This is a genomic window from Nocardioides sp., assembly GCF_036267815.1.
In the GTDB taxonomy this organism is placed as follows: domain Bacteria; phylum Actinomycetota; class Actinomycetes; order Propionibacteriales; family Nocardioidaceae; genus Nocardioides.
Genome location: NZ_DATAVI010000035.1, coordinates 263,522 through 275,000 on the forward strand (window position 1 = coordinate 263,522; position 11,479 = coordinate 275,000).

Below are 11,479 nucleotides of genomic sequence, written 5' to 3' on the forward strand. Positions count from 1 at the left end.
GTGATGGGCGTCCTCCACAGTTTCCACCGATGCTACGACTGCCACTCACCTCTACCTGGGACTCGATCCTCGGCAACCCCCGACATCCGTCCGACCTGGGGATGACCGGCACATTCAGGCCTCCACTCCCGCGTGGGGTGGGCGCGTGGCAGGATGCACAGTCCACCATTGCCTCGGTGCGGTCCGACGACCGTTCCGTCCTCGAGCCCCGTCGAAGGAACCCGAAGTGAAGTTCCGCGTCGACCGCGACGTACTCGCGGATGCCGTCGCCTGGGCGGCGCGCAGCCTCCCGGTCCGTCCGAGCGTCCCGGTGCTCTCCGGCCTGCTCATCCAGGCCAGCGACGACGGCCTCGTGCTGTCGACGTTCGACTACGAGACGTCGGCTCGGGCGACGCTGAGCGCGGAGGTCTCCGACGAGGGCACCGTCTTGGTGAGCGGACGACTCCTGTCCGACATCTGCCGAAGCCTGCCCGCGAAGCCGGTCGAGATGGTGCTCGAGGGCACGCGCGTCGCCCTGACCTGCGGCTCGGCCCGGTTCAGCCTCCAGACGCTCCCGGTCGAGGACTACCCCAGCCTTCCCCAGATGCCGACCGCGACCGGCACGGTCGACAGCGAGCTCTTCGCGCACGCCGTGCAGCAGGCCGTCACCGCGGCAGGTCGCGACGACATGCTCCCGGTGCTCACCGGCGTCAGGATCGAGATCTCCGGCTCCTCGATCAGCATGCTGGCCACCGACCGCTTCCGGCTCTCCCAGCGCGAGCTCGAGTGGCAGCCGCACAACCCCGACGAGTCGGTCGCGGCGCTGGTCCCCGCGCGGGTCCTGGGTGACACCGCCCGCTCCCTGACCGCCGGCAGCGAGGTGACGATCGCCCTGTCCTCGGGCGGCAGCGGCGAGGGGATCATCGGCTTCGAGGGCTCCGCGGCCGGTGGCACCCGGCGTACGACGACCCGGCTCCTGGACGGCGAGTTCCCCAAGGTGCGCAGCCTGTTCCCCAGCGAGCACCAGACGGTCGCCACGGTCGACAAGGCAGCCCTGGTCGAGTCGCTCAAGCGCGTGGCCCTGGTGGCCGAGCGCAACACCGCGGTCCAGCTGGCCTTCTCCGACGGCACGCTCACCCTCGACGCCGGGTCCGGCGACGAGGCCCAGGCCAGCGAGTCGATCGAGGCGGCGATCAACGGCGAGGACATCACGACGGGCTTCAACCCGCAGTTCCTGCTCGACGGCCTCCAGGTCATCGACGAGGCCGAGGTCGACCTCGCCTTCACCGTGTCGACCAAGCCTGTTGTCATCAGTGGTTCGATGGGTGACAGTGACCCCACGGGCGCCTCGACGAGGGACACCGGCTTCCGGTACCTCCTGATGCCGCGCCGCCTGCTCTCCTGACCCCCACTCCTGGAGGAGCGTTCGCATGGAACTCGGACTCGTAGGCCTCGGCAAGATGGGCGGCAACATGCGCACCCGCCTGCGCAACGCCGGCCACACCGTCGTCGGCTACGACCGCAACCCCGACGTCTCCGACGCCACCACGCTGGCCGACATGGTCGGTCAGCTCCCCAGCCCCAAGGTCGTGTGGGTGATGGTCCCTGCCGGCGACCCGACCCGCGACACGGTCAAGGAGCTCGGCGACCTGCTCGGCGAGGGCGACCTCGTGGTCGACGGCGGCAACTCGAAGTGGACCGACGACCAGGTCAACGCCGAGCTGCTGGCCGCCAAGGGCGTCGGCTTCGTCGACTGCGGTGTGTCCGGCGGTGTCTGGGGTCTGAAGAACGGCTACGCCCTGATGTGCGGGGGCTCCGACGACAACGTCGCGAAGGTGCAGCCCGCGTTCGACGCGCTCAAGCCGGAGGGCGAGTTCGGCTTCGTGCACGCGGGCAGCGCCCCCGGTGCGGGCCACTTCTCCAAGATGGTCCACAACGGCATCGAGTACGCCATCATGCAGGCCTATGCCGAGGGCTGGGAGCTGCTCGACAAGGTCGAGATGGTGGAGAACGTCACCGAGGTCTTCCAGTCGTGGCGCGAGGGCACGGTGATCCGGTCCTGGCTGCTCGACCTGCTCGTCGCGGCGCTCGAGGAGGATGCCCACCTCGACAAGATCGCCGGCTACGCCGCCGACTCCGGGGAGGGCCGGTGGACGGTCGAGGCGGCGATCGACAACGCCGTGGCGATGCCCGCGATCGCGGCCTCCCTGTTCGCGCGCTTCGTCTCCCAGCAGGACGACAGCCCGGCGATGAAGGCGGTCGCCGCGATGCGCAACCAGTTCGGCGGACATGCCGTGCGCACCGAGGCGCCTCCTGGCGGCGACGCCTCGCCCACCGGCTGAGCCTGGCTGAGCCCGGTGTACGTCGCGCACCTCTCGCTGGCCGACTTCCGCTCCTACGCCCACGCCGAGGTGTCCCTCGAGCCCGGCGCCACGGCGTTCATCGGACGCAACGGCCAGGGCAAGACCAACCTGGTCGAGGCCGTCGACTACCTCTCGCGGCTGGCCTCTCATCGCGTGGCCAGCGACGCGCCGCTGGTCAGGGCCGGGGCCGAGCGGGCGCTGGTGCGGGCCGCCGTCGTGCGTGACGGACGCGAGGCGGTGCTCGAGGTCGAGATCAACCCCGGGCGCTCCAACCGCGCCCGTGTCAACCGCGCGGAGCTGCCGCGGGCCCGCGAGCTGATCGGCCTGCTGCGCGCGGTGGTCTTCGCGCCGGACGACCTCGCGCTGGTCAAGGGCGACCCGGCGGGACGGCGTGCCTTCCTCGACGACCTACTCGTCATGCGTACGCCGCGACTGGCCGGCGTGCGCCAGGACTACGAGCGCGTGCTCCGGCAGCGCAACTCCCTGCTCAAGACGGCCGGGAACGCGCGACGAGGCTCCTCCGGAGCCGGTGACGCCTCGTCGACGCTCGGCGTCTGGGACGCCCACCTCGCCCGCACCGGGGCCGAGATCCTGGCCGAGCGGCTGCGCCTGGTCGCCGAGCTGCGCCCCCACGTCGGGAACGCCTACGCCACCGTCGCCCGGGGCGCCACCAGCGACGACGCCGGGCTCGACTACCAGCCGAGCCTGGAGATCCAGGGGCTGACGGACCGGTCCGACCTCGGCCAGCGGATCCTGGCCGAGCTCGAGCGCCGGCGTGGGGACGAGCTCGACCGGGGGGTCTCGCTGGTCGGCCCGCATCGCGACGAGCTGCTCCTGACGCTCGGCGACGGCGCACCCTCGGGGCACCGGCTGCCGGTCCGCGGCTACGCCTCGCACGGCGAGTCCTGGTCGTTCGCGCTGGCGCTTCGGCTCGCGTCGTACGACCTGCTGCGCGCCGACGGCGACGACCCGATCCTGATCCTCGACGACGTCTTCGCCGAGCTCGACTCCGAGCGTCGCGGGCAGCTGGCCGAGCTGGTCGCCGGCGCCGAGCAGGTCCTGGTCACCGCAGCGGTCGCGGCCGACGTGCCGGAGAAGCTGGCCGGCAGCCGCTACGTCGTCGCCGGGGGCGAGGTGACCCGTGACCGCTGACGACGAGCAGGCGCCGCCGGAGGAGACCGGGGCCGACCGCCCCGCCGACGGCCTCGACCTGGCCCGCACCCTGGCCCGGGTCACCGCCCGGTCCACACCGAGGCGGAAGGCCGCCGTACGCCGCAGCGCGCGCCGGGCGCCGGGGGCCGGCCGGCTCTCCGGGGCCCACCCGGACGACCGAGACCCGCAGACGCTCGACATCGCGCTGACCCGCGTGGTCGACGACCACGGCTGGCAGGTCGACCTCAAGGTCGCCGCGATGTTCGCCCGCTGGCCGGAGCTGGTCGGGGCCGAGGTCGGAGCGCACAGCCGCGCCGAGTCCTTCGCCGACGGCAAGCTCGTCGTGCGCGCCGACTCGACGGCGTGGGCGACCCAGCTGAAGCTGCTGGCACCCGCCGTCGTACGCCGGCTCAACGACGACCTCGGGCACGGCACGGTCGTGGTCATCGAGGTGCTCGGGCCGCACGCGCCGTCGTGGAAGCACGGCCCCAGGTCGGTCCGCGACGGACGCGGGCCGCGCGACACCTACGGATGAGCACGGGCGCCCTGATATGCCGATCTGCGGCCCGGGCGGACGTATAGGGACCCGTCCGACCCCCCGCTGGGCGCTCCCAGCCGGGTTAGCGAGCCGTGTGGGGCCGATTTTCATCCACAGACACCCCCCGGCTGGGGACCGCAACGTGGAAGACGGGCCCTGAAGGGCTAGTATGGATCCGTAGGCCGCGAGCTGAACTGCTGCGCGGCCTGTTCCCTGTCAGGCCTGCGTGGCCCCAGCCGAAGAGGTGCGTGTGAGCGAGGCTCCCGAGCAGTCCACGACCGAGTCCACCACGCCTCGCCCGACCGCCGCAGTCCTGCCCGAGCCGCCCAACGGCGTGGAGTACGACGCGTCCGCGATCACGGTGCTCGAGGGGCTGGAGGCGGTCCGCAAGCGCCCGGGCATGTACATCGGGTCGACCGGCGAGCGCGGCCTGCACCACCTGGTCTGGGAGATCGTGAACAACGCGGTCGACGAGTCGCTGGCCGGGTACTGCGACCGGGTCGTCGTGACCCTGCTGGCCGACGGCGCCATCCGGGTCGAGGACAACGGCCGCGGGATCCCCACCGACACCGCCGAGGGCCAGGAGCTGCCGGCGGTGACGACGGTGCTGACCGTCCTGCACGCCGGAGGCAAGTTCGGCGGCGGCGGGTACAAGGTCTCCGGCGGTCTGCACGGGGTCGGCGTCTCGGTCGTCAACGCGCTGTCGTCGCGGCTCGTGGTCGACGTGCGCAACCGTGGCCACGAGTGGCGGCAGAGCTTCAGCGTCGGCGTGCCCGAGGGCGACCTGGAGGACCTCCGCGAGCTCGAGCCGGACGAGCGCACCGGCACGACGGTCACGTTCTGGGCCTCGTCCGACGTCTTCGAGACCACGACGTACTCCTTGGAGACGATCGCCGCCCGCATGCGCGAGTACGCCTTCCTCAACAAGGGTCTGGAGATCGTCGTCCGCGACGAGCGGCCCGTCGCGGAGGAGGTGCTCGAGGCGGTGCGCGACGACACCGTGCCGAGCGAGATCGACGAGTCCGGTGCCGACGCGATCCACCAGGGCCAGGGCGGCGGCATCGAGCAGACCTTCCGCTACGACCGTGGTCTGGTCGACTACGTCGACTACCTCAACAAGCGCAAGACGCCGGCCAACCCCTCGATCATCTCCTTCGAGGCCGAGCAGGCGGCCGGCGCGCAGGGGGGCACGCAGGACCTCAGCCTCGAGGTCGCGATGCAGTGGAACACCAGCTTCAACGAGTCGGTGCACACCTTCGCCAACACGATCAACACCCCCGAGGGAGGCACCCACGAGGAGGGCTTCCGTGCGGCCCTGACCTCCCTGGTCAACCACTGGGGCGAGGAGTGGGGGCTGATCAAGAAGCGCGAGGACCGCGTCTCCGGTGACGACATCCGGGAGGGCCTGACCGCGATCATCTCGATCAAGCTCACCGACGCGCAGTTCGAGGGCCAGACGAAGTCCAAGCTGGGCAACACCGAGGCCAAGGGCTTCGTCCAGCGGGTCGTCAACGACCGGCTCGGTGCCTGGCTCGAGGAGAACCCCAGCGAGGGCAAGGACATCGTCCGCAAGTCGCAGGCCGCGGCCAGCGCCCGCATCGCCGCTCGCAAGGCGCGCGACCTCGCCCGGGGCCGCAAGGGCCTGCTGGGCGGTGGCGGCCTTCCCGGCAAGCTGGCCGACTGCCAGTCGACCAACCCCGAGGAGTGCGAGGTCTTCGTCGTCGAGGGCGACTCGGCCGGCGGGTCGGCCAAGCAGGGCCGCGACCCGCGCATCCAGGCCATCCTCCCGATCCGCGGCAAGATCCTGAACGTCGAGAAGGCCCGCATCGACAAGGTGCTGGCCAACACCGAGGTCCAGTCGATCATCTCCGCGCTCGGCACCGGCATCCACGAGGAGTTCACCCTCGACAAGCTGCGCTACCACAAGGTCGTGCTGATGGCCGACGCCGACGTCGACGGTCACCACATCAACACGCTCCTGCTCACGCTGCTGTTCCGGTTCATGAAGCCGCTGATCGAGCACGGCTTCGTCTACATGGCCCAGCCCCCGCTCTACCGGCTCCGCTGGAACAAGCCCAACGAGCACGAGTTCGTCTACTCCGACACCGAGCGCGACGCCCTGATGAGGGACGGCAAGGCCCAGGGCAAGAAGCTGCCGAAGGAGAACCCCGTCCAGCGCTACAAGGGCCTCGGCGAGATGAACGCCGACGAGCTGTGGGAGACGACGATGGACCCGTCGGCGCGGATCCTGCTCCAGGTCACCCTCGAGGACGCCGCCAGGGCCGACGAGATCTTCTCGATCCTGATGGGCGAGGACGTCGAGCAGCGGCGCAGCTTCATCCAGCGCAACGCCAAGGACGTCCGGTTCCTCGACATCTAGCCCGGATACGACGATCTAACGCCAAGACTAGACAAGGGTAGAGAGCCTCAGAATGACCGAGACCCCGAGCAACCTGATCAGCGGCGGCGCCGGCGGTGACGGCGGTGGTCGCGTCGAGCCGATCGACCTCCAGGAGTCGATGCAGCGCAGCTACATCGACTACGCGATGGCGGTCATCGTGGGTCGGGCCCTGCCGGAGGTGCGCGACGGGCTGAAGCCGGTGCACCGGCGCGTGCTCTACGCGATGTACGACGGCGGCTACCGGCCCGACCGCGGGTACTCCAAGTGCTCCCGCGTCGTCGGCGACGTGATGGGTCAGTACCACCCCCACGGCGACAGCGCGATCTACGACACCCTGGTCCGGCTCGCCCAGCCCTGGGTGATGCGGGCTCCGCTGATCCACGGCCAGGGCAACTTCGGCTCGGCCGGCAACGACCCCGCCGCCGCGATGCGGTACACCGAGTGCCGGATGGCGCCGCTGGCCATGGAGATGGTCCGGGGCATCGACGAGGAGACCGTCGACTTCGGTCCCAACTACGACGGCCGCTCCGAGGAGCCGGCGATCCTGCCGGCCCGCTTCCCCAACCTGCTGGTCAACGGCTCGGCGGGCATCGCCGTGGGCATGGCCACCAACATCCCGCCGCACAACCTCCGTGAGGTGGCCGATGGCGCGCTGTGGGCGCTGGAGCATCCCGACGCCTCGCGAGAGGAGCTCCAGGACGCCCTGATCGAGCGGATCAAGGGCCCCGACTTCCCGATGGGTGCGCTGATCGTGGGCCGCCAGGGCATCGAGCAGGCCTACCGCACGGGTCGCGGCTCGATCCAGCAGCGGGCCGTCGTCGAGATCGACGAGGACGCCCGGGGCCGCACCACGCTGGTGATCTCCGAGCTGCCCTACATGGTCAACCCCGACAACCTCGCGCTGAAGATCGCCGAGCTCGCCGACTCCGGCCGGGTCCAGGGCATCGCCGAGGTGCGTGACGACACCTCCTCCCGCACCGGTCAGCGGCTCGTGGTGGTCCTCAAGCGCGACGCGGTGGCCCGTGTGGTGCTCAACAACCTGTTCAAGCACACCGAGCTCCAGACCAACTTCAGCGCCAACATGCTGGCGCTGGTCGACGGCGTGCCGCGCACCCTGTCGGTCGACCAGTTCATCAGCAACTGGGTCGAGCACCAGATCGACGTCATCCGGCGGCGCACCGAGCACCGCTTGCGGCGCGCCGAGGAGCGCGCCCACATCCTGCGCGCGCTGGTCAAGGCCCTCGACATGCTGGACGAGGTGATCGCCCTGATCCGGCGCTCGCCCGATGTCGCCGAGGCCCGGCAGGGGCTGATGGGGCTGCTCGAGATCGACGAGATCCAGGCGACGGCCATCCTCGACATGCAGCTGCGTGCGCTGGCCGCCCTCCAACGGCAGAAGACGATCGACGAGCTGGCCGAGATCGAGCTGACCATCGCCGATCTCCGAGACATCTTGGCCAACGTCCCGCGTCAGCGCTCGATCGTCTCCGAGGAGCTCGCCGAGATCGTCGAGAAGTTCGGCGACGACCGGCGTACCCAGATCATCGCCGCCGACGGCGACCTCTCGATGGAGGACCTGATCCCCGACGAGGAGCTCGTCGTCTCCATCACCCGCGGCGGCTACGCCAAGCGCACCCGCGCCGACCAGTACCGCACGCAGAAGCGCGGCGGGAAGGGCGTGCGCGGCGCGACCTTGCGCGGTGACGACGTGGTCCAGCACTTCATCGCCACGACCAACCACCACTGGCTGCTGTTCTTCACCACTGCCGGGCGGGTCTACCGCACCAAGGCCTACAACCTGCCGGAGGCCTCGCGCGACGCCAAGGGCGGTCACGTCGCGGGCCTGTTGAGCTTCCAGCCCGACGAGGACATCGCCCAGGTGCTGGCGATCCGCGACTACGACCAGGCGCCGTACCTCGTGCTCGCCACCCGCAACGGCCTGGTCAAGAAGACCCGGCTCGGCGACTACAACTCCCCGCGCCAGGCCGGGGTCATCGCGATCAACTTCCGCGAGGACGACGACGAGCTGATCGGCGCCGAGCTGGTCTCGCCCGACGACGACATCCTGTTGGTCTCGCGCAAGGGTCAGTCGATCCGGTTCCCGGCCGACGACACCCAGCTGCGACCGATGGGCCGCGCGACGTCGGGGGTGACCGGGATGAAGTTCCGCACCGGCGACGAGGTGCTCTCGATGTCGGTGTTCCGCGCCGAGCAGGTCGCGGCCGAGGCTCTCGCCGCGGTCAAGCCGCAGTACGTGTTCACGATGACCGACGGGGGCTTCGCGAAGCGCTCGCGGATCACCGACTACCGCCAGCAGTCGCGCGGTGGCCTCGGGATCAAGACGATGTCGCTGGCGAACGAGGACCGCGGTGGTCTGGTCGGCGCCTTCATCGTGGTCGACGGCGACGAGATCCTGTCCATCACCCAAGGTGGTCAGGTTGTTCGCAGCCCGATCAACGAAGACTTCCGGGCGACCGGACGCGCCACGATGGGCGTGAAGTTCGTGACGCCGAAGGAGGGAGACGCCGTGGCGGTGGTCACCCGTTCGGTCGAGTCGCCGGACGAGGTGCTCGAGGAAGCCTCGGACGTCGCGGCGACGGACGGAGAATCGCCGGATGTGGCACCGGATGCAACAATCGAGAGCGAGACGACGTCTTCCCCGGTGTCGTCGGAGTCCGAGGCCGGACCCGCAGTCGATCCAGGAGAGTGAGGGCTGATGACAGAGCGCTCTGCCGAGCAGACCCCTGTCCAGACGCGCCCCGACCAGCGCGGAGACCGTCACGACACCACGCGAGTCCCGCTGGCCGAGCGCCTCCAGCGACGGATCACCGCCGCATCCGCCGAGCGTCGTAGCCCGGCTCCGTCCCGCGAGTCCGCCCGAGTGCTCCCGCCGATGCCACCCGAGCTGCGCGAGGACCACTCCACCGCCGAGGCCGCTGCCGCAGCCCCTGCCCCGGTCCTCGCCCCCGAGCCGCAGACGCGCACCGCGCCGCCCGTCCCCGACTCATCGCTGCCGGAGCCGACGGCCCCCGTCCAGGTCGGCCGGCCCTCGGCGACCAAAGGCCGTACCGGCGCGGCGCCTGCGCCGGTGCGCACCGCGCGGCGAGCGCGCCTGCGGCTGAGCAGGATCGACCCGTGGTCGGTGATGAAGGTGTCGTTCCTGCTCTCGATCGCCTTCGGCATCGTGACCGTGGTCTCGGTCTTCCTGGTGTGGTCGGTGCTGAACGCCGCCGGGGTGTGGACCTCGATCAACAACACCGTCTCGGACACCGTCTCCAGCGGCAACAACGTCTCGACGTTCGACATCCGCGACTACCTCGGGATGTCGCGGGTCCTCGGCTTCACCATGCTGGTCTCGGTCGTCGACGTCATCTTGATCACCGCGATCGCGACGCTGGGGGCGTTCCTCTACAACATGGCCGCCTCGCTGCTCGGTGGCATCGAGGTCACCCTGTCGGAGGACAGCTGAGCGAGCCCCGACCCCCGAGACCACCGATTCGGTCGGCCTCTCGCGGCTGCGGTAATGTCTCGCACCGGTCTGCCGACCACTCCCGGGCCTATAGCTCAGACGGTTAGAGCGCTTCCCTGATAAGGAAGAGGTCACAGGTTCAAGTCCTGTTAGGCCCACCATTCGATCGATCTCGGAACCATCCGTGAGCGGGAATGTCTCGGTATCGCTGCCGGGCGGAACGCAAAACCTTACGCTGCGACCGTGCCAACTCCGGGGAGCCAGCAGCTGATCTCGCGCATCAGCGCAGCGGTGCGTCCGCGCCCGGCGTCACGAGGTACCTGGTGGCTGCCCCTGGTGGGCGTGGTCGGGTGGCTGTGGTGGACCCTGTGGCCCACCCTGCGGGCGCCGTTCGGGATGGCTGACGACCACGCGATCATCGACATGACCGCGCCGAGCGGACGCCTGCCCTGGGCACACCTCCCGGCGACCGTCGGCAACCTCACCTCCGAGCCCGTGGGTCGCTTCCGTCCCCTCTACTGGACCGGCCAGGCGCTCGAGGCAGCGCTGTGGGGCCGCCATCCGACGATGTGGTATGTCGACCGGCTCCTGCTGGCGACGATCACGCTCGTCTGTCTGTACGTCGTCCTCAGCAAGGTGCTGCACCCGGTCCTGGCCGCGATGATCTCGGCGCTGCCGTTCTGCGGCCCGCAGGTCGAGACCTGGACCCGACTGGGACCGAACGAGGCCTACGCCATGCCGTTGACCGCGGCCGGGGTCATGCTCGTGCTGGTCCCGGCTCTGCGCGGGCGAACCCGGCCCCACGAAGCGTGGGCCGGCTATCTCCTGCTGGCGCTGGCAGGGTTGGCGAAGGAGAGCTTCGTCACCGTCGGCCCGGGCCTGTGCCTGGTCATGGTCGTCCTCGGCTGGTCGCGGCTCACCCGACGGGACTGGGCCGTGGCGGGCGGGGTCTGGGCCGCCGCCCTCGTCGACCTCACCGCCATCGAGCTCAAGGTCCACAGGTACGGATCGCTCTATCCGCAGGTGCACACCGTCGGGTCGGTGGCCGGCTTTCTCGGTCACGTCGCGCTCTACGAGACCGTCGGTGCGGCACTGCCGATCCTGGTGGGCCTGATCGTCGTGCTCCAGAAGAGCTCTGGCTCCCGAGACATGAAGCCGGCCGCATTGGTCCTGGTTGGCGTGCTGATGCTGGCGCTGCCGCAGATCTACCTCAACGCCGGCGCCGCTCGCGACATCGAGGGTCGCTACCTGTATCCCTTGGTCCTCACGATGGTGCTGCTGTGGGGCTACGCGGGGTGGCTTGTTCGACGCTCGCCCCAGGCGCGCCGGCTCACCGTGCTGCTGGCCGTCGTCCTGGCGCTGCCCTTGACGGTCGGCGCTGCCTACGGCCGGAGTGTGGCCCAGAAGAACGCGGCGACCACGTCGCAGTTCCAAGCCACCATCAGCCACGTGGAGCACGCGGCCGACGAGCTGCACGCCCGCACCATCGTCATCCAGCCGAGCGATCCCTACTGGGACTACGAGCCCGTCGAGTCGTACGCCGCCTACCTCAAGGCCGACGGCTACACCGTGGTCAC

The 11,479-nt window shown here is 70.2% G+C and carries 8 protein-coding genes and 1 tRNA gene; all 9 read left to right on the forward strand.

The genetic code is table 11. The annotated features are described in order from the left end of the window. Positions 1 to 226: 226 nt before the first annotated feature. Entirely contained in the window at positions 227 to 1,384 is a 1,158-nt protein-coding gene (gene dnaN / locus VHW64_RS06590) for a DNA polymerase III subunit beta (protein ID WP_329649718.1), read from the forward strand. A 25-nt stretch (positions 1,385 to 1,409) separates the two neighbouring features. After that, the gene (gene gnd / locus VHW64_RS06595; RefSeq protein WP_329649719.1) at positions 1,410 to 2,321 is read left to right on the forward strand and encodes a phosphogluconate dehydrogenase (NAD(+)-dependent, decarboxylating); all 912 of its coding nucleotides are present in this window, start codon (positions 1,410 to 1,412) and stop codon (positions 2,319 to 2,321) included. 15 nt (positions 2,322 to 2,336) lie between these two features. Further along, entirely contained in the window at positions 2,337 to 3,494 is a 1,158-nt protein-coding gene (recF, locus tag VHW64_RS06600; protein WP_329649720.1) for a DNA replication/repair protein RecF, read from the forward strand. Beyond that, positions 3,484 to 4,029 carry a DUF721 domain-containing protein gene (locus VHW64_RS06605; protein WP_329649721.1) on the forward strand — a complete coding sequence of 182 codons (546 nt, stop codon included), beginning with the start codon at positions 3,484 to 3,486 and terminating at the stop codon, positions 4,027 to 4,029. The genes recF and VHW64_RS06605 overlap by 11 nt, the downstream gene beginning before the upstream one ends. A gap of 229 nt (positions 4,030 to 4,258) precedes the next feature. Beyond that, a complete protein-coding gene (gene gyrB, locus VHW64_RS06610; RefSeq protein WP_414690463.1) occupies positions 4,259 to 6,412 on the forward strand; it encodes a DNA topoisomerase (ATP-hydrolyzing) subunit B in 2,154 nt (717 codons plus the stop codon). Between the two features lie 52 nt (positions 6,413 to 6,464). Next, positions 6,465 to 9,143, forward strand: coding sequence for a DNA gyrase subunit A (gyrA, locus tag VHW64_RS06615; RefSeq protein ID WP_329649722.1), 2,679 nt, complete (start codon positions 6,465 to 6,467; stop codon positions 9,141 to 9,143). Between the two features lie 6 nt (positions 9,144 to 9,149). Continuing rightward, complete coding sequence (locus VHW64_RS06620) at positions 9,150 to 9,902, forward strand: DUF3566 domain-containing protein (RefSeq protein ID WP_329649723.1); 753 nt, start codon at positions 9,150 to 9,152, stop codon at positions 9,900 to 9,902. Between the two features lie 84 nt (positions 9,903 to 9,986). Continuing rightward, positions 9,987 to 10,063, forward strand: a tRNA-Ile gene (locus VHW64_RS06625). Positions 10,064 to 10,145: 82 nt separating this feature from the next. Further along, on the forward strand, positions 10,146 to 11,479 hold a 1,334-nt coding region (locus VHW64_RS06630), incomplete at its 3' end, for a hypothetical protein (protein ID WP_329649724.1).